The sequence below is a fragment of the Vibrio ostreicida genome, from assembly GCF_013074385.2.
Classification (GTDB): domain Bacteria; phylum Pseudomonadota; class Gammaproteobacteria; order Enterobacterales; family Vibrionaceae; genus Vibrio; species Vibrio ostreicida.
This window is the reverse complement of the sequence record NZ_JABEYA020000001.1, coordinates 858,118-878,417: the sequence shown is the minus strand read 5'-3', so window position 1 is coordinate 878,417 and position 20,300 is coordinate 858,118. Positions and strand designations below refer to the sequence as shown.

The 20,300-nt window shown below is 44.5% G+C and carries 17 protein-coding genes; 6 read left to right on the top strand and 11 right to left on the bottom strand.

Annotated features, from left to right (window positions below):
• Positions 1 to 1,153: cadherin-like domain-containing protein (locus HLM86_RS03715; RefSeq protein WP_170881938.1), on the bottom strand; the 1,153-nt coding region annotated here is incomplete at its 3' end.
• Positions 1,154 to 1,573: 420 nt separating this feature from the next.
• On the opposite strand from HLM86_RS03715, the gene HLM86_RS03710 reads away from it, so the two are divergent.
• From HLM86_RS03710 to HLM86_RS03700, 3 genes are all read left to right on the top strand, one after another.
• Complete coding sequence (locus HLM86_RS03710; protein ID WP_076589282.1) at positions 1,574 to 2,878, top strand: TolC family outer membrane protein; 1,305 nt, start codon at positions 1,574 to 1,576, stop codon at positions 2,876 to 2,878.
• Entirely contained in the window at positions 2,805 to 3,491 is a 687-nt protein-coding gene (locus tag HLM86_RS03705; protein WP_170881939.1) for an OmpA family protein, read from the top strand. Before HLM86_RS03710 ends, HLM86_RS03705 begins: the two co-directional genes overlap by 74 nt.
• A gap of 112 nt (positions 3,492 to 3,603) precedes the next feature.
• Complete coding sequence (locus HLM86_RS03700) at positions 3,604 to 3,957, top strand: DUF2750 domain-containing protein (RefSeq protein WP_076589283.1); 354 nt, start codon at positions 3,604 to 3,606, stop codon at positions 3,955 to 3,957.
• Positions 3,958 to 4,012: 55 nt separating this feature from the next.
• Here HLM86_RS03700 and queC read toward each other — a convergent pair whose 3' ends face one another.
• Entirely contained in the window at positions 4,013 to 4,702 is a 690-nt protein-coding gene (queC, locus tag HLM86_RS03695; RefSeq protein ID WP_170881940.1) for a 7-cyano-7-deazaguanine synthase QueC, read from the bottom strand.
• A 12-nt stretch (positions 4,703 to 4,714) separates the two neighbouring features.
• Entirely contained in the window at positions 4,715 to 5,383 is a 669-nt protein-coding gene (queE, locus tag HLM86_RS03690) for a 7-carboxy-7-deazaguanine synthase QueE (protein WP_254868741.1), read from the bottom strand.
• A 147-nt stretch (positions 5,384 to 5,530) separates the two neighbouring features.
• Between queE and HLM86_RS03685 the strand changes: the two genes are divergently transcribed.
• Entirely contained in the window at positions 5,531 to 6,337 is an 807-nt protein-coding gene (locus HLM86_RS03685) for a Cof-type HAD-IIB family hydrolase (protein ID WP_076589286.1), read from the top strand.
• Here HLM86_RS03685 and HLM86_RS03680 read toward each other — a convergent pair whose 3' ends face one another.
• From HLM86_RS03680 to HLM86_RS03645, 8 genes are all read right to left on the bottom strand, one after another.
• Entirely contained in the window at positions 6,338 to 7,795 is a 1,458-nt protein-coding gene (locus tag HLM86_RS03680) for a bifunctional NUDIX hydrolase/phosphatase PAP2 family protein (protein ID WP_170881941.1), read from the bottom strand. It lies immediately after the preceding gene.
• Between the two features lie 12 nt (positions 7,796 to 7,807).
• Entirely contained in the window at positions 7,808 to 8,287 is a 480-nt protein-coding gene (locus HLM86_RS03675) for a GNAT family N-acetyltransferase (RefSeq protein WP_076589288.1), read from the bottom strand.
• Positions 8,288 to 8,397: 110 nt separating this feature from the next.
• Complete coding sequence (locus tag HLM86_RS03670) at positions 8,398 to 10,275, bottom strand: propionyl-CoA synthetase (protein WP_076589289.1); 1,878 nt, start codon at positions 10,273 to 10,275, stop codon at positions 8,398 to 8,400.
• A gap of 53 nt (positions 10,276 to 10,328) precedes the next feature.
• Positions 10,329 to 11,519 (bottom strand): 2-methylaconitate cis-trans isomerase PrpF, encoded by a 1,191-nt coding sequence (gene prpF, locus HLM86_RS03665; protein WP_076589290.1) that lies wholly within the window; start codon positions 11,517 to 11,519, stop codon positions 10,329 to 10,331.
• Positions 11,520 to 11,528: 9 nt separating this feature from the next.
• Positions 11,529 to 14,120, bottom strand: a complete 2,592-nt coding sequence (gene acnD, locus HLM86_RS03660; protein ID WP_170881942.1) for a Fe/S-dependent 2-methylisocitrate dehydratase AcnD — start codon at positions 14,118 to 14,120, stop codon at positions 11,529 to 11,531.
• Between the two features lie 83 nt (positions 14,121 to 14,203).
• The gene (gene prpC / locus HLM86_RS03655; RefSeq protein WP_076589292.1) at positions 14,204 to 15,331 is read right to left on the bottom strand and encodes a bifunctional 2-methylcitrate synthase/citrate synthase; all 1,128 of its coding nucleotides are present in this window, start codon (positions 15,329 to 15,331) and stop codon (positions 14,204 to 14,206) included.
• A 102-nt stretch (positions 15,332 to 15,433) separates the two neighbouring features.
• The gene (gene prpB, locus HLM86_RS03650; RefSeq protein ID WP_076589293.1) at positions 15,434 to 16,330 is read right to left on the bottom strand and encodes a methylisocitrate lyase; all 897 of its coding nucleotides are present in this window, start codon (positions 16,328 to 16,330) and stop codon (positions 15,434 to 15,436) included.
• An 11-nt stretch (positions 16,331 to 16,341) separates the two neighbouring features.
• A complete protein-coding gene (locus HLM86_RS03645; protein WP_076589414.1) occupies positions 16,342 to 17,046 on the bottom strand; it encodes a GntR family transcriptional regulator in 705 nt (234 codons plus the stop codon).
• 277 nt (positions 17,047 to 17,323) lie between these two features.
• On the opposite strand from HLM86_RS03645, the gene HLM86_RS03640 reads away from it, so the two are divergent.
• Both HLM86_RS03640 and HLM86_RS03635 read left to right on the top strand, forming a co-directional pair.
• Positions 17,324 to 18,121: a hypothetical protein gene (locus tag HLM86_RS03640; protein WP_076589294.1), complete on the top strand. Its 798-nt coding sequence runs from the start codon at positions 17,324 to 17,326 to the stop codon at positions 18,119 to 18,121.
• A 195-nt stretch (positions 18,122 to 18,316) separates the two neighbouring features.
• Complete coding sequence (locus HLM86_RS03635) at positions 18,317 to 20,299, top strand: type VI secretion system Vgr family protein (RefSeq protein WP_076589295.1); 1,983 nt, start codon at positions 18,317 to 18,319, stop codon at positions 20,297 to 20,299.
• The last annotated feature ends 1 nt before the right edge of the window (position 20,300 follow it).

The window sequence follows — 20,300 nt, the reverse complement described above, 5'->3', positions numbered from 1 at the left end:
TAAATTGGTTGTCTGGATTGTCCACGTCCGTGGCCGTCAAGGTGCCGCCGGTGCTTAAGGCTGTATCACTTTCGGTTAAGGTCACGCTCGCACTGCTGACGCTGGCCGCATCATTAGTGCCAGTGATTGTTACCGTCAATATCGAAGTGTCCGTCAAACCTAGTTCATCACTCACCGTAATAGGAATCTCTATTACCCGCTGCTCGCCTTCTGCTAGGCTATCGTAAGAGGATGCATCAAAAGTATAGATGCCATCAGGATTTAAAGTGAAGCCTGCAATGTCTGACTGAGTAGTAAAAATAAGACTTTCGTTACTTGGGAGGTCGACATCACTGGCAGCCAGACTACCCGATACAATGGTGTCCTCGAATAGGGTTTCTTGTTTCGAATCGGCGATTGGTGCATCGTTTACCGCAGTCACTTCAATATTAACGGAAACGGTATCGACACCACCGTTTCCATCCTCGACTCTGACCGTAAAACTGTCAGGGCCGTTATAATTCACATTGGGCGTGTACTCCCAAGCACCAGTCTCACTATTTATGGTTACACTGCCGTTTGCGGCAACAGAATCCAGATTATAGGTTAGGACATCTTCTGAATTAGGGTCAGTAGCAACAACAAGACCACTTACGGATGTATCTTCGGCTAATATGACGCTAAAATCGTCACCTGACGGCGAAAAGTTAGAGGCTTCAAGAGCGAGCGATTGCTGAAATACTTGGTACTGTTCAAGAAGGGTAATGCTTTGAGTTCTGGAAATACCAATTTGCTCAAGACCTTGAGTCACAAAATCAGTACTGGCAATTGTTTCTTCGCCAGTCCGCTCTACCGAGCTTAAATCATCTGGGCTTGAACTAATCTGGCTACCCGCAGCGGTCGCAAAGTCATCACCTAGCTGAGTTGGATCTTGCCCTTGCTCCAGTGCAGCAAAGATTTGGTCAATTTCGCTGGTTATATCTGTAATGTCATCATTATCGCCAACAAGACCAACATCAACAAAATCTGGATTATTTTCCTCCATGGATAGAACTACTTCACCCAGATTGGGTGAATCGTTCTCATTCAGAATTCGAACGTTGCCATTTTCATCAATCGCAATTGTTTCAGAACCAGCCAAGTTACCTAAAACTACGTAAGCGCCAAACCCCATGATAAACCCCTAATCCTTTCATCCGTTATGAATGCCGCTATCTGTCAAAGCTATGTCTGGCACAGCACCTGTAACATACTTACTGACAAACCAATATCGACATCATGGAAAACAAATCATATACACCATTAATATCAAGAGGATCTACTATTGAAAAAACATAGTAAAGCCTCATTTATTGGAATTAGTATCAAATTTTCTTAATTTGTGGTGTTACGTGCACTTTTCCATATAAGCCATTAATTTCATACTATTAAGTTAGGAATTTGTTATATCTTGTTTCTCTCATCATCTAAGATGAGGTTAGTCTTTTAATAGAGATAGTGATATTTCGTTGACATCATAAGTCCGTTTTTCTCAAAATTAAGACTGCAACCTTTAGTACTATACTTTGCTCAGGATCACCCAAGGAGTCCCAGCGTGAATTGGAGACGGATTAAGTTGTTGAGCATTACGACCATGCTCTCCCTACCAGTAGAAAGTCAAACATTAGAACAAGCTGTCGCTTTTACGATTGCAAACAACCCCAATATCAAAGCTTCTTATAATGAATATATGAGCAAGGTATCCGATGCTAACGCGTCTTCGGGGGCCTACTTACCCTCTATAGACCTAGATGCTGGCGTGGGTTATGAGCGAGTTGATTTGGCCTCAGGGATTGAGGATGAACTGACCAGAAAAGATGCAACGCTAAGCCTAACTCAACTAATTTGGGATGGTTCAGCAACACTCAACGATATGGATCGGACGACAGCAGACGCTGAATCTGTGCGTTTACAGTTACTTGCTGACTCACAAGACATCGCACTTGAAGTCACCAAAATCTACCTAGATGCAACCAAAGCCTATGATGTGCTTGCGCTATCAGAAAGCAATTTAGCAATCCATAAAGAAATTTATACGGATATTAAGAAACGTGTAGAATCTGGGATAGGATCCACTGCGGATTTATCTCAGGTAGAAGCTCGTCTGGCAAAAGCACATGGTAACCTTCTGGCTGCACAGAACAATCTCTATGATGTCCACACACAGTTCAAACGCCTTGTAGGGCAAATCCCTCAAGCGCTTATTTTTCCTAAAGCCGACGTAAACGCCATTCCATTAACGGTAAATGAAGCGTTAGACACCGCGTTCAAGCAACACCCAGTCGTAAAAGTTGCACAAGCAGATGTCGACTCTGCCCGCTTCCAGTATGATCAAACCAAAGGCGCAAACTATCCAACTCTGTCTTTTGAAGCATCTCAAATTTGGCGCGACGATGCAGGGGGGATTCGTGGTAGTAGCAACGAAACTTCTGCCATGCTTAGAATGAGATATAACCTATACAACGGTGGGTCTGACTCTGACAATATTGATAGTGCCGCCTATCAATTAAATAAAGCCAAAGATTTCCGAGACAGAACCTTTCAAAGCTTAGAAGAGAGTCTTCGTTTGTCTTGGAGTGCCCTTGACCTTACCTTGCAACAAAAAGAATTTTTAGCTGATCACGTAGACTCGGCCTCAGACACTGTAGTTGCGTATGAGAAGCAATATAGGATCGGAAAACGTACATTGCTTGACCTACTCAACACTGAAAACGAATTATTTGATGCACGAAAAGACTATCTAGACGCTAAATATGATGAGCAATATGCAAAGTACCGTGTCATGAATGCAACCGGAAATTTGCTCGCAGTACTACGTGTCGACATGCCTACAGATTGGAGTAAAACGCTTGAATATTAATATTAGCAGTACGCTTTTTACTTTTGTGGCAACCACCCTAGTGCTATCAACAAATACTTTTGCGGAAGATGTATACGATTATATCGATACCCCCGTTCCCAACCAATTGGCCGATTTAAGAGATCAAGATAAAGATGGGGTAATCAATGCCCGAGATTTATGCGCTGATACACCGCTTGGTGCCGAGATTGATAATGAGGGATGTGGTACCTATGTCAACTCAGAGCAAGAAATGGATTTACATATTTTGTTTGAAAATGATTCGAGTGACGTCCAACCTCTGTTTTTGACGCAAATTCGTCAAATGGCGGACTTTCTTGATACCTACCCTGAAGCATCAATCGAGCTTCAAGGGTATGCGAGTAAAGTCGGTCAACATCAGCATAACCTAGCCTTGTCAAAACGACGCGCCACTGAAGTACAAAGTGCTTTAGTGAATAATGGTATTGACCCAACAAGAATTAGTATTGTTGGTTTTGGTGACACTAACCTATCAGAAACTGGTGACGACGAATTGACCCATGCCAAGAACCGCAAAGTGATCGCATCAGTCGTCGGGTACAAAGGTAATGTGAAGAAACAGTGGACAATTTTCACCAAAAAGCCAAAGTAGCCGCATCAATGAAGGTGAAATAATGGGGGCGGAACAGAATGTCCCCATTTTTATTTAGCTTTCGTAATAACAATGCTACCCTAATGGCAATACCACTTATGAGATAATTCCTATGAGCAAATTAACTGCTGATATTCAAGCTAACCTAGAACTTTTTATATCGGAAACCAAAACCAATAATTTGGTATGGGGCCTTCGAAATGAGGAGGGATGGTTGTCTTGTGATTCAACAGAGTTTGAGAACAGCGAAGTGATGCCCTTCTGGTCATCAAAAGAAGAAGCGCAAGCTCACAACGTAGAAGAATGGGAAGACTTTGAAGTTTTAGAAATACCACTGGATATTTTCACAGAAGATTGGTTACTCACTTTAGCCGAAGATGGTGTCCTTATTGGCACTAATTGGAATGCACAGCTCGAAGGTAAAGAAGTTGAACCTGCTGAGATGGCAAAAATGTACTTAGACTAAATTTGTTTCTCGTTTAAAAACGCCCTTCCATGGGCGTTTTTTATTGCTTTTCTTTTTAAGTCTCTTGCTTGCTAACTAAACTCGCCATTACCGCTTTTTGGTCCGAGAAGTAATCGTTGAGACCCACTTTGCGAAGCCCACAAGCGGGGCACTCACCACACCCATCACCAATAATCCCGTTGTAACACGTTAGGGTATTGTCTCTTACAAGCTCTAGTGCGCCATATTGATCCGCTAAGGCCCAAGTTTCAGCCTTATTCAACCACATAAGGGGAGTAACTATATCGAGCTCTCGGTCCATACCCTTGATCAAAGCAACATTCATTGCCTTTACAAAATCGTCACGGCAATCCGGGTAACCAGAAAAATCAGTTTCGCATACCCCTGTAATAACAGACTGTGCACCAATTTGATAAGCATAGATAGCCGATAACGTTAAGAATAATATATTACGTCCGGGTACAAAGGAATTCGGTAGGCCATTGCCTTGGAGATCATGCGAAACAGCAATCTCATCCCGTGTCAAAGAGCTTATCGCAAGCTCATTAAGCAGTGTCACATCCATGACTTTATGGGCTTTGACTCCGAGGTCAGTCGCCAAGGTCTGAGCCACTTCTATCTCAAGCTTATGCCTTTGCCCGTAGTCAAACGTAATAGCGTGCACTTCATCATAGTCTTTCAAAGCTTGGACCAGACACGTGGTTGAATCTTGACCACCACTAAATACCACAACCGCTTTGTTCATTTTTGCTCTCCCTTATGCAATATTTAAATATTTGTGAGTCTGAATGGATAATCTCCAATTACGTTTAATGCAAGTATCAATGCACAGTTGAGTGGCTCTGGTTTTTTGGCTGATGGGTTGCAGCGCTATCGTTGTCGTCTTTGCCACTTCTGCGCACTCAAGCAATACATCCAACTGCTCAATATCTTTTTCAGTTCCAACAGGGTGCTTGATTTCATTCGCTCGCCGCAATGCACAATCGAGTACAGGTAACTTACCTTTCATCGCCACTTTTGGTGACACTGTAACCCAAGTAAGTTCACTCGCTTCTACAGGAAAGGTGCCGCTTGTTTCTATCTGACATCGGCAACCTATGCTCTCAAAGGCAACTGTCAGTGCGCGCAAGTCATAAATACACGGTTCGCCACCGGTTATTACAATATGTTTGGCTCGAAAACCCAATTGACGATATTGTTCAATGATGTCATCGGCTGACATGCTGCACCATGTCGGTGAATCCTGAGTTTTGACTAAAATTTCAGCCAATGGCCGCTCATCTTGCGGCTCTGCAAACCATGTCTGCTTCGTGTCACACCAAGCACACCCAACAGGGCACTCTTGAAGACGTATAAACACTGAAGGTACGCCAGTATGGACACCTTCACCTTGAATGGTTTCGAACATTTCGTTAATTTTGTACAACTTTATCTCAGCCTAACTCTTCATCATATTGTGCAGGAACGAGACGATAAATGACTGTCTCGCTCAGGTCAACTAAATCAGAAATTGATCATTCTTTTGGACTGATTTAATCTTCATTTTCTAATAGTTGGAATGATATTTTAATTTATGTATAAGCTGATAGCATTGGATATGGATGGCACACTGTTAACGAGTGATAGATCCATTTCTCAGAGAACCAAAACAGCAATAAGGAAAGCCCGTGAGCAAGGTGTAAAAATCGTACTTGCATCGGGGCGCCCGCCCGAGGGAATGCGACAAAAACTGACCGAGCTCGATATAGAAGGAAACGATGAATACATCGTCACTTACAATGGAAGTCTGGCAACAAGCGTGGGATCTGGCGTCATTATCCACCAAGCTTACATTGATGGGAAACGCGCTAAGAAAGTCGCCGCTTTTGCTAAAGAAATCGGGCTCTACTGTCACGCTTTCAGCACTGAATATGGCTTGATTACGCCGAAAAATAATCCATACACTCGTTTAGAATCAGACGTTAACCAGATATCGGTCTCTGAGTTTGATTTTAGTTCTCTTGAAGACAACCACCCAATTATTAAAGCGATGATTGTCGGTGAACCTGAAAAAATCAAACACCTCACTCAAGCTATCCCTCACTCTCTTAAGGCTCTCTTCACCATTGTGCAAAGCGCTCCTTTTTTCCTTGAATTCCTTAGCCTTGAAAGTAATAAAGGCCTTGGTGTCAAAGCAATAGCTGACTCTCTTAATATTCATGCCAGTGAAGTGATAAGCATTGGTGACGCTGAAAATGACCACCATATGATTGAATATGCTGGTCTTGGCGTTGCCATGGAGAATGCGATGGAAAACACGAAAGCGATCGCCGACTGCATCACGTCCAGCAATGATGAACATGGCGTTGCCAAAATCATCGAAGCTCACGTCCTTCGCTGATTAATTTCCCCCAAAATCGACATACCGAGCCACGTTTTTTGGGGGGTTGTCCACGCTCAAAACAAACACATAAATGAGAACTGGGTAACGAAAAACTTCTATAGCAAACGAGAGAATACTACTTTCTGACACAAAAGAGAGAGTCAGATCAAAAAGTCCATAAATCGCGAGTAATATACAGCTTATCACTATGAAGCCATGCCGCGATATGCTTTGACACTTGCCTGCAATAGAATGAGCCGTCATCAACGAAGTAAGAACTATCGTGCATAAATTCGCCATAGGGGGGATGGGCCAACTCATTATCATTAAGCCACTCACAAACAACATCAGACCCCACGTCCTCCGAGATTGAATCAACGCTAACAACTTCACATCTGATTTATTATTCAGCCGTATGAGATGCCAAGCACATAGGCTACCAGCTAGGGCTCCAAACACCATATCTGCCATAAAATGGCGACCCGTATAAAAGTTTGCTAATGCTAGCCAAAGCAATATGCCCCCACCAATTGTTAGAAACAATGCCGTAGACACACCACGCTGCTTGGTGCTTAGAAGCGTCATCACACACACTAATATGGCAAATGACAGGCTTGGGAAGCTATAACCAAAGGATTTTATCACTGGAGTACTCGCCATATACACATGCGGTGAAGGCATTTGAAAACCTTGCTTGGCAAGCAACACCATAACTGATGTCAATATTACAGAGAAATACGCGCTATAAGTAAAATCTCGTCCAAATCGCCAATACAAATAAGGAAAAAGAACCAATAAAGCAAGAGGGTCAATGAGCGCTAAGCTCAGGTCGAGTAACGTTTCAAACCTTGCCTCGACTAGAGGGGGTAAGGTATCAAGTAGTAAACGCAGCTCATACAGCCAACTGAGCTCAATTTGGTTGAAAACTGGGGCAGCAGTGACCAGATTATCGACATATTTTACTGACTGTGGTGTCGCCTTATAAAATAGATCGAGCATCAGACTGAGGTCGTTGGGAAAACGGTAGTTCTGAGGATCAATATTTTTCGGCTCTACCAAGATCGCCGACGCGATTTCTGCCCCGTAATGAGGTGCGAACCAGACCGGTACTTGATGAGCGTCAAAGGAATCATCAATATTGAACACCACCAAGGTAGAATCGGAAACACAATCAAAGAAAAGAGTATTTCCGATTTGGCCTAACTCTTTTTTGACGGAAACCGTCAGTCCCGTTTCTTCCCAAGTTTCCCTTTGCGCTGCAGTCTCCGGCTCTTCACCAATATCAAGGCTTCCCGCTGGCAACCAGAGTTTTCCGGTTAATATTTCGTCGACCAGTACCAGCTTATCATCCGCTTTAATAAGACAAGCGGCACCGAGCACCTTCACGCGCTGAGTCTGATCAGCAAAAATAAAAGAAGAAAAAAATAAGAATGTAACGAGTGATAGCAACCTTATGAAAGGTTCTAACGTGTTCATATTATAGTTCATTTAGACATTCACAGGTTTACGTAACCAATGTATATGATGACTAAAACCAGCATCATAATAGAACTCAAGCGCTGTATTATTGAAATCCCACACTTCGACAAAAATCTGTTGGACCCCATATTCGTCAAATCTTTGCTCGATTTCATGGCAAAGTAACTTGGCAATACCTAACTGTCGGCATTCAGGGGTAACATAAAGTTCATCAATACTACCCATCTGAACCGGCTTACTGACTGTTGAGACTAATTCACAGAAATGCCCCGAAACAAAACCAACAATATTGTTCGTTTCTAATGCGACAAATACAACCGCTTCAGGATCATCCAAGTAGCGAGCGATACTTTTTTCCTGCTCAATTTCAACGGCGGATTTAAAATGCTCTGGACACTGAGTATGATGTTCATCATGAAGCCTAAACATTAACGCGTTTAACTGCTCTAAGTCAGCCACTTGAGCGGTTCGAATCTCGATATTGTCCATAATCTTTCTTTACGCTGGAAATAAACCCACAGTGTGAATATATCTCAGGCATTTATCAACAAAAAAGCCCCTTTGTAAGGGGCTAACTACCAGAATAAGTGACATTGGGGTTAAGAGAGCAAGGCTCTTTTTATATCATCGAGGCTCTTTGGATCATCAATAGTCGATGGAATCGTATATTGCTCACCATCCGCAATCTGCCGGATAGTCTTGCGCAAAATTTTACCGGAGCGAGTTTTTGGCAAGCGTTCCACCACCACCGCATGTTTGAAACAAGCCACCGCTCCAATTTCTTCCCTGACTTTACCTATCAACTCCCCTTTCAACTCAAATTCGTCTATCTTGACCCCATCCTTAAGGACAACAAAACCCATTGGATGCTGACCTTTCAACTCATCATGAACACCAACAACGGCGCATTCTGCTATTGCCGGATGTCCGCCAACAACGGCTTCCATTTCACCAGTAGAAAGGCGGTGACCCGCAACATTAATCACATCATCAATACGCCCCATAATAAACAAATAACCGTCTTGATCTAGGTAACCACCATCACCGGTGACATAATAACCCGGAAATTGTTCAAGATACCCTGATTCAAAGCGCTGATGATCACGCCACACTGTCGGTAAACACCCCGGAGGTAAGGGGCGTTTAATCGTCACGAAGCCTTGTTTATTTGGCGACATAGAACGACCCGACTCATCCAAGATCATGACTTGATATCCAGGCACTGGTTTGGTCGATGAGCCCGCCTTTACTGGCATGAATTCCAAACCAACGGGGTTACTCGCCACAGGCCACCCAGTTTCCGTTTGCCACCAGTGATCAATCACTGGCTTTTTAGTGTGATCCTCAACCCACTCCAGCGTTGAGGGGTCGAGTCGTTCACCCGCCATAAAGATCGCGGAAAGATGGCTCAAATCATATGTTTTCAGACACTGGCCATGTGGATCTTCTTTCTTTATTGCCCGAAACGCCGTCGGCGCGGAAAAAAGTACGTTGACCTGATATTCCTCACACACTCGCCAAAAAGCACTTGGGTCTGGCGTCCGTACTGGTTTTCCCTCGTATAAAACCGTAGTACAACCATGAATCAAGGGGCCATAAACGATGTAAGAATGGCCAACAACCCAACCCACATCCGATGCAGCCCAATAGACACCATTTTCAGGGACATTGTAGACTGCACTCATCGAATATTTCATCGCGACGGCATGCCCTCCATTATCCCGTACGACGCCTTTCGGTTTACCTGTCGTTCCCGAGGTGTAGAGGATATATAATGGGTCCACAGACAGGACAGGGACACAATCGTGTGGAACCGCAGCAGAATATGCCTGATGCCAATCAATATCTCTGCCTTGGGTCAATGTCGCTTGGCATTCGGGCCGCTGATACACAAACACTTTTTTCGGTTGCCAAGCGCTCTCTTGAAGCGCTTTGTTTAATAAAGGTTGGTATTCAATAATCTTATCGATTTCTATTCCACATGACGCAGTCAAAACCACTTTCGGCTCTGCATCTTCAAGACGGCCTACTAATTCATTTGGAGCAAAACCACCAAACACGACCGAATGAATCGCACCTAACCTTGCACAAGCCAGCATGGCCATCGCGGCTTCAGGGATCATTGGCATATAAATCAACACGCAATCTCCTTTAGAGACGCCCTCCTCAACCAACATTCCCGCTATTTTCGCAACCTTGTCCCTCATTTGCGTATAAGTGTAACTTTGCTTGGTCGCAGTGACAGGGGAATCGTAGATGAGCGCAGTTTTGTGACCCTCTCCGCGCTCACAGTGGTAGTCTAGGCACAGCCAACATGTGTTCAAAACTCCATCGGGAAACCATCTTTCAATGCCTTGATGGTCTCGCTCAAGAATGGTCTCCGGCGGTTTAAACCAAGCGATTTCATCGGCTCGGTCCTGCCAAAAGTTTTGTGGGTTTTCCTGCGCCCATTGATAATGTTTCTGATAATCTGACAAAATCCATCCTCCAACCTATGCCGAACTCACTCATCCGGCTGCCCTTTGGGCCTTTAATACTCCAAAAGCGCGGAAGGAATACGAACATATCCTTCCATCAAAATGCGAGCACTTCGGCTCATGACGGCTTTTTTAGCAACCCAACCGTTTTGAGTCTTATGGACTTGTGCCCCAACTTTCAATACCCCAGACGGGTGCCCAAAGGTCACTGATTCAATGTTTCCACCACCCAAGGCTCGATTCACTAAAGTCCCATCGACACAAGAGGCGCAAGCAATAGCCACTGCAGCGGTGCCCATCATCGCGTGATGTAATTTCCCCATCGATAAGGCCCGAACGACTAGGTCCACTTGAGTATCTGCAATATATTTTCCACTTGAAGATTGGTAACTTTTGGATTCTGAGACAAAGGCAATTTTAGGGGTGTGTTGACGCTTTTCAGCTTCTTCGATGGTTTCAGAAAGCCCCATCTTTAGGGCGCCAAAAGTACGGATAGCCTCGAAACGTTTTAACGCTAGTTCATCACTATTGATGTCGTCCTGAAGTTCAGTCCCAATGTAGCCAAGGGATTGAGCATGTAGAAAGATGGTAGGGATACCTGCATTAATACAAGTCGCAGAAAAAGAGCCGATTTCAGGCACGTCCAGTGTATCAACCACATTACCTGTCGGAAACATATTGCCATCTGAAGCCGCGGGTTGGATAAAATCAACTAAAAGCTCAGCAGCAGGGAATGTTACCCCATCCAATTCAAAATCACCCATTTCTTGAACAGCGCCATCCGTTATCGGGACGTGGACGACTATCGTTTTTTGTATATTGGCTTGCCAAACTCGTACTGCGATGATGCCCTGCTCTGGAATTCGCTCTTTTTCTATTAACCCCAGTTCCAGCGCAATCGGCCCAATCGCTGCGGATAAATTACCGCAATTTCCGCTCCAATCGATGACGGGCTGTTCAATGGCGACCTGACCAAACAAGTAGTCAACATCGTGATCGGGTCTGGCGCTTTTCGACACAATAACGACTTTGCTCGTGCTCGACGTTGCACCTCCCATGCCATCAATCTGTTTTTCATAAGGATCTGGACTGCCGATAATTCGCATAAGCAACTTATCACGAAACTCACCCGGTGTTTGTGCCCTTTCAGGCAGATCACTAAGCGCAAAAAATACCCCTTTACTGGTTCCTCCCCGCATAAAGGTGGCGCGTATTTTAGTTTGGTTCAATAAACCGTTTTTCATCACCGCTCCTTAGTTAGCCAAAAAGTCTTGAGCAAAACGCTGCAGCACACCACCAGCAGAGTAAACGAGTGCCTCATCAGCCGTATCCAAACGACACGTCACTACGGCCTCGAATTGCTCCCCATTTTTTCGGGTAATAACCAACGTCAATTCACTCGCAGGTTTAATCAAACCAATGACATCATAAAGTTCTGAGCCGTCTAAATTTAGGGTTTTCCGGTTAACTCCCGGTTTAAACTGTAGAGGCAAAACGCCCATTCCGACGAGGTTTGTCCTGTGGATTCGTTCAAACCCCTCGGCGACAATAGCTTCGACGCCCGCCAAACGTACGCCTTTTGCAGCCCAATCGCGCGAGGAGCCTTGTCCATAGTCCTTACCTGCAATAACAATAAGCGGTTGTTTGCGATCCATGTACGTTTCTATCGCTTCCCACATGCGCAATTTGGTTCCTTCTGGCTCTAATCGCGCATACGAACCTTGTACAATTTGACCATTTTCACTTACCATTTCATTGAACAATTTTGGATTGGCAAAAGTCGCCCTCTGGGCAGTGAGATGATCGCCTCGATGGGTCGCATAAGAGTTGAAGTCTTGTTCTGGCACACCCATTTTTGCCAGATATTCACCAGCCGCACTGCTGGCCAAAATCGCATTGGAAGGGGAAAGATGATCGGTGGTGATGTTGTCGCCTAAGACAGCAAGCGGGCGCATCGCTGATAATCTTCTTTCTCCAGCCAGCGCACCTTCCCAGTAAGGAGGTCTGCGAATGTAAGTGCTTTTTGGTCGCCAGTCATAGAGAGGGCTGATATTTGAACGCCCTTCTTCCTGCTTAAACATTTTGATGTAAATTTGGTTGAACTGCTCTGGCTTTACGTAGCTTCCGACAACAGTATCGATCTCTTCATCTGTGGGCCAGATATCGTCCAAATATATCGGTGTCCCTTTGACATCGTGCCCTAACGGGTCCCTCTCAATATCAAAGCGGATCGTTCCGGCTAAAGCGTAGGCAACAACTAGCGGGGGAGAAGCAAGAAAGGCTTGTTTAGCGTAAGGGTGAATACGGCCGTCGAAATTTCGGTTTCCTGACAGCACAGCGGTTGAGTAAAGATTTCTATCAACAATTTCTTTTTGAATGACCGGGTCCAAAGCCCCACTCATTCCATTACACGTAGTACAAGCATAACCCACAATACCAAAACCGAGCGTCTCCATTTCTTTGAGTAAGCCAGCTTCCTCTAAGTAAAGTTTGGCCACTTTAGAGCCAGGCGCAAAGGAGGTCTTAACCCAAGGCTTTCGACCAAGGCCCATTTGGTTGGCTTTTCGGGCCATTAGCCCCGCCGCAACAAGGTTTCTTGGGTTACTGGTGTTAGTACAGGAGGTTATCGCCGCAATAATAACAGCGCCATCGGGTAATTGGCCCTCCGTCGCATCGTATTGGCGAGCGATGCCTAAGGAGGCTAAATCAGAAGTTGGTAACCGCCGGTGAGGGTTTGAAGGGCCTGCCATATTGCGCGTGACTAAAGACAAATCAAATGTCAGCACGCGTTCATATTGAGCTGTTTCTAAATCTGTCGCCCACAAACCCGAGTGCTTGGCGTAATTTTCGACCAGCTTAACCTGCTGTTCATCTCGACCTGTCAACTTCAGGTAGGTCATCGTCTGCTCATCGATATAAAACATCGCTGCAGTTGCCCCATACTCTGGAGTCATATTGGAAATGGTCGCACGATCCCCTATCGTGAGATGTTTGACACCTTCACCAAAGAACTCTAGGTAGCAAGACACAACCTGAGCATTTCGCAAAAATTCCGTCAACGCTAAAACAATATCTGTGGCAGTAATACCTGGCTGGCGTTGCCCTTGTAAGTTAACGCCAACAATATCTGGCAGGCGCATCATTGAGGGCCTGCCTAACATGACCGTCTCCGCTTCCAAACCACCAACGCCAATAGCAATCACCCCCAGCGCATCAATATGAGGCGTATGACTGTCTGTACCGACACAGGTATCCGGATAAGCAACACCATTTTTCGCTTGAATAACCGGTGACATTTTCTCAAGATTAATCTGATGCATAATGCCGTTTCCAGCAGGGATCACACTGACATTCTCAAAAGCTGTTTTACACCATTCGATAAAATGAAATCGATCTTCGTTACGGCGTTCTTCTATCTTGCGATTTTTCTCCAACGCATCCACTTCATATCCGCCGTGCTCAACGGACAATGAGTGGTCAACGATCAGTTGAGTCTCGACCACCGGATTAACTTTTGATGGGTCGCCTCCTTGCGCTGCAATCGCATCTCTTAACCCGGCTAAATCAACCAAGGCCGTCTGACCGAGAATGTCATGACAAACAACACGCGATGGATACCATGGAAAATCGATATCCCGCTTACGATCAATCAGTTGTTTGAGTGATGCTGTCAGTAATTTAGGTTCGCATCGACGCACTAATTGTTCTGCCAAAACCCGCGAAGTATAGGGAAGCGTTTGGAAAGAATTGGGGGAGATATCGTTGACCGCTTGCCGAGTGTCAAAGAAATCCAAATGTGATTCAGGGAGTGACTTTCGATAACGGATGTTTAATGTACTGCTCATGTCATTGCGTCCATTCAATAAGAATTAGGCCATTTGGTCCCCTTCTGATCGATTCAAAAGGGGACGGTTCGGATAGCTAGGAATCACCTCTTATCAATGGGTACCCACTGCTGATGCTCGGGGCCAGTGTAGTCCGCGCTAGGGCGAATAATACGGTTATTTGAACGTTGCTCGCTTACGTGAGCAGCCCACCCCGTCAATCTGCTCATCACAAATATCGGCGTAAACAACTTAGTTGGGATGTCCATGAAGTGATAAGCAGAGGCATGAAAGAAATCAGCGTTACAGAACAAGCCTTTTTCCCGTTTCATGACTTCTTCAACTCTTTCTGAAACCGCGTAGAGGTGTGTGTCTCCCACGGTTTCCGATAAACGCTTAGACCAATGTTTGATCAAATCATTACGGGGATCGCTTTCACGGTAAACGGCGTGACCAAAACCCATAATTTTGTCTTTGTTTTCCAACATCTTCAGAATATGACTTTCGGCTTCATCTGGCGTTTGCCAATTCTGAATCATGTCCATGGCGGATTCATTGGCTCCGCCGTGGAGTGGGCCTCGCAACGTCCCAATAGCAGCAGTAATACAGGAGTGCATATCTGATAGGGTCGACGCACAAACTCGTGCCGCGAATGTAGAAGCATTAAATTCATGTTCAGCATATAAGATAAGAGAGCAATGCATGACTTGCTTATGCAAATTGCTGGGCTCTTTATCTAATAACATCTTCAGAAAGTAGCCGCCAATGCAGTCTTGTGATTGATCCTTCGTATCAATACGGACACCATGATGGCTATAACGATACCAGTAACAAATAATGGCGGGAAAGAGAGCCAACATTCTTTCCACTGCGCTTTCCTCATCAGAGAAATCCTTTTCTTGTTCAAGGTTGCCTAGCACCGAACACCCTGTGCGCATCACATCCATGGGATGTGCGCTAGCAGGAATCAACTCCAGTGCTTGCATTAACTCAGCAGGTAAACCTCTAAGGTTTATTAAACGCGTCTTGTAATCGTCCAATGCTTGCTGGGTAGGTAACGCTCCCCTCAATAAAAGATGGGCTACCTCTTCAAATTGCGCATAGTTGGCCAGATCCGTGATGTCATAACCTCGGTAGGTTAGACCCGTTCCCGTTTTACCGACTGTACACAATGAGGTTGTTCCCGCACTCTGCCCACGAAGACCTGCGCCACCCAACTGTTTATTTTCCATTTTTTGAACTCCTTTTCTATCTGCTTTACTGCTGGTAAATATCTGTGCTCTCCAGACAAGTGAATGATATCATTTGCCCTTGATTACTGGCCGCTATTGCCATTAGTCATGTTCAGAGAAAAGCTGATCCAATTTATTCTCGTAATCATGATACTGGAGATGATCATAGAGCTCTTGACGAGTTTGCATCGACTCAATTAATGCCTCTTGATTACCTTCTCGCAGTAAATGGCTATAAACCATTTCCGCTGCCTTGTTCATCGCTCGGAAAGCGCTTAATGGATAGAGAACCATATCTACATTTGATTTTGCTAACTGTTCACCACTGTAGAGTGGGGTCTGACCGAATTCAGTAATATTGGCGAGGATCGGAATATGTTTTCCAGTGGCTTCTTTTAGGGACTGGGAAAAACGAGCATATTGATCGAGCTTATTCATGGCTTCAGGGAAAATCATATCCGCTCCAGCCTCAACGCATGCAATAGCACGCTCTATTGCTTTGTCTATTCCTTCGACGGCGAGCGCATCAGTGCGAGCCATAATGACAAAACTTGGGTCGTCACGAGCATCCACGGCAGCCTTTATTCGATCTGACATTTCACTTTGGCTCACCATCGCTTTGTTCGGCCTATGACCGCAGCGTTTCTGTGCAACCTGATCTTCGATATGCACGGCCGCAGCCCCTGCTTTTTCCATTGCATTGATCGTTCTCGCAATAGAAAATGCCCCCCCAAACCCTGTGTCGATATCGACCAAAAGGGGGAGATCACAGGCATTGGTGATGCGCTCTACATCCACTAAAACATCATTCAGAGTGGTGATACCCAGATCAGGCAGTCCATAAGACGCATTTGCCACACCGCCTCCAGAAAGATAGATAGCTTGATGACCGATATTTTTTGCCATCATTGCGCAATACGGATTAATCGTCCCAACGATCTGCAAAGGGTCGTTTTGCTCTATGGCGATTCTAAACTTCGCCCCTTGTGATAAATTCATGACACGTTCCTCTATTGGTTTTCTGTCAGAAAAATTTGTCTCTCTATTAACTGCCTACTTCCTGAGATATGACGTCTCATCAGCATTTCAGCGAGCTCTTCATCCCGATTTTTAATCGCTTGAAGAATAAATTTGTGTTCGCTCAAGGCTTCTTTGGGTCGGGAGTGGGCTCGCGGCGACTGATATCGGTACATACGTAGCAAGTGGTATAGCTCCCCACAAAGTAGAGTAATCAACTTGTCATTGCGGCTTGCCTGAATAATTCGATAGTGGAAATCAAAGTCACCTTGCTGGTGAAAATAAGAGGCCCCAGACACTTCGTCGAGATGCGATAGATGTTGATCCAGTAGCTGCTCTAAACTAACCAGTTCCTTATCAGAGATATGACGTGCGGCCAATCTTGCTGCCATGCCCTCTAATGCCTCGCGTACCGCATAAATCTCAATTAACTTTGCCGGTGTAAGAGTCGTCACTCTCGCGCCTACATGAGGTATTCGCTCGATCAGGCTAAGGCCTTCAAGTCGCATGATCGCCTCGCGCAATGGACCTCTGCTGACGGCTAACCTTTTGGCCAGTTCTGGCTCTGATATCTTGCTGCCTGGTTGCAATTCGCCTTCTACAATCGCCTCAATAAGAAGTTCTGTCAGGCTTTCAGACTTGGTATTTTCTGTTGCTAAGGACTTAGATTTCATTTTGATGCCTAAATCATCATTCATGGTCAACTCACTCATATCAGCCACAGCACATTGTCTACAATATATGATATTTAAACCTAAAATATCGAAATTTAAACAAAAAATGAAGATAATTGTCGACAAATTAGACTAAGGTATTAGTTTTTGGCCAATCTGTGTCACACTTACACGACAAAAAATACTTTGCATCTTTGTTTGTGAACCGAAGCGGCAATAAACAAAAGCAGCCATGGCTTAATTGGAGCGCATCACTACTATCTAAAATCAGCCGCCAAAGGTAGAAACAGGACAGAACAGGATGTTCATAACGATCGGTCGATTCTTCATAATAAGTATTACGTTCTGGGGCATAGCCGCATGCTCCATGTTCTCTGGGTCAACGGAACCTGTCTATTATCCAACACTGAGTGAATCGATATATTCAACAGAAGGCGTCACTGTTATTGACTCCAATAATGTCCTCAAGACAGCCATTAGCACCAACCAATATGTGATGGTCTCAGCCCATGAAAGAGTTAACCAGAATATCGAAAAAGTGTTCTCTGAAGTCTTAGAAAGTCGCGCTATCAGCGCTTTAGATCTCCAACAACAGTCATTTCATGTCGGACTTGAACGCATCATAAAACAGTTTTCCTGTGAACTGTTTTCCAGCCAACAACCGTTTGACTCGATTCAACTTTGCCCGCCTGACCATAAAATTGTCGGTAATAACTTGGGATACCTTCCGTTTAAAGCGGGATTGCATACCACTCATAGGTTAAGTATTTCCACCAATGGCCAGTTCGATAAGATCCAAATGAATATGTTTCTTAAAAGTACCCACGAAAGAGCCTTAACCTCTCTTTGGGGAGCGATACATGAACTCGGCAAATTTGACCACAGTGACCTGCAGGCCAGTAGCCTTGTTCTCACCGTCAACCTAGTCGTTCACAAAAAGTCGGAAACGAGCCTAAGGTGGGAATATTTACACCCTAAGCCGCTGGTTTTCTTCATTGTACTTCCATCTGTTGATCTTATTCTGAGCAAACGCAATGAAGTCGAAGGAATGAATTTCGCCTATAAAAATGCAAAAATGCTACTAGTCGATAACCGATAAAGGCATCGCTACCTTCCAAGCCTGACTATAGACCAACGAGGCTTTCACCTCACAAGCAGGTTATAAAATTTGTGGTAGGATTTATTTAAGGTGGTTTTGCTGCTATTTTGGTAAAGTCAAATAAATTATATTGAGTGTATCAGTATAATTTTGCAGATTTTTTTCTTAAAAGTTCAATTATATTAAGGATATTATATGGCTGATAAGTATTCGGCGTCGGCTAGCTTAATTTCGGCAAAGGACTATAAGAATCAAGAGCATACGGTCAGTGAATTCACCGTTTCTCAAGCTTTGTCTACACCATATGAGATCACTGCAACACTAGTTTCATCCAGTTTTAGTGTGAAAGACCAACTTGGACAACCTCTTACTGTCAATCGGTACTCCAATGAATCTGGGAGCAGCAAACTACAGCGTTCATTCAATGGCATGATTTCGCGCATAGAACAAATCGGATTAGACGCAAACCTAACGTTCATGCAGTATAAAGTCACATTGAGACCGTGGTTTTGGCTACTGACGCACACACATGCATTTCGCGTTTATCAAAACATGTCAACGAAAGACATTATTAGTGACGTTTTTGACAATGCGGGGTTTAAAGGTAAATACACACTTTCTAGCCTCCCTTCGACTAAACGAGAGTATTGCTTACAATATAACGAATCAGATTTTGACTTTGTCACTCGTCTGCTTGCAGAGGAAGGGCTCCATTACTTTTTTACACATGATTCTGGCGATCACTCTCTGGTTGTTCAAGACGGGCAATCCCCTTTTGATAAAGCAGACGTCACCAAATTCGATATGCAAGAAACACCATCAGGAAGCTTACCACTCATAAAAACGTGGTCTCCTGTGATGTCTTTCCATGGTGCTAGCGTTGAGCTCACCGCTTATGATTACTCTCAATCAAAGCTGGTCACGAGTAAAGCCAAAACAAGCAGCAACACGATTGCAAACAATACTAAGCTAACCTCAGTACACTATCCAGATCTAGGTATTAGTGGCGATATGACGGACTTGTCCAGTAATCTGGCTAAACGCCGTATTGAACAGATCGAACAAGACTATCAATCGGTGATCGCTACCGCTGAACATGACATGTTTGATATCGCGACTTGGTTTTCTTTGGCAAGCCATTTGGATAAATCGCAATTAGGGGACTTTTCTGTCGTCCAAGTATTTACGCACTATACGGAAGATGTTCGTTGTAATACTACGGTCACTTTATTGCCTAAATCGACGCCTTCTTACCCGAAGCCAAGGTCAAAAAAAGTCATCCATGGACTGCAAAGTGCCACCGTTGCAGGTTCCACAGCAGGCGAAATTAATCAGGATGATCAAGGGCGGGTTAGGATTCAATTTCATTGGGACACGCAAGCCAGTGGGGACAAAACGAGTTGTTATGTTCGCGTTGCCCAGTTAATGGCAGGCAGTGGTTATGGCACACAGTTTATCCCTCGTGTAGGCCAAGAAGTTTTAGTCTCCTTTATTGATGGTGATCCTGATCAACCCATTATTACTGGTAGTGTTTACAACAGTAAAAATGCACCACCTTATAAAGAGGCGAATGCGACTAAAACCGGTATCAAGACCAAATTAACGGGGCAGACAAATGAGCTCTATTTTGATGATAAGAAAGACAACGAATTGGTCTATCTACACGCCGCCAAAGACATAACGCAAGAAGTTGAAAACAACCACACTGAAACAGTCAAAGGTGAACTCAGCCAAACCGTGACCAAAACAATGGCCATTACCACCGAAGATAATTACACACTCAAGGTCACCAAAGCCTTGAGTGGCAACGCCAAATCAATCACCTTTGAAGCCGACGACTCGATCGACTTGAAAGTCGGCTCAAGTACAATATCTATCTCTTCTTCATCCATTTCAATTGAAGCGACCAATATTGATATCAAAGCGAGCAGTGCATTAAACCTTGAGGGGGTGAATGTGACTAGCAAAGCGACCTCCGCAAATAAAATCTCGGGTACAACCACAGCATTAGAAGCAACAAGCTCAAACAGTATCAAAGGGCTAAGTATTGCCATGAAAGCTAGCACAACCCTAACTGCAGAGGGTTCCTTAAGCGCCGAATTTAAGTCGGGCCTCAAAGGAACATTTGATGGTGGTGTGTTAGGTGAGCTGAAAGGCGCAATCGTTAAGGTTAACTAAA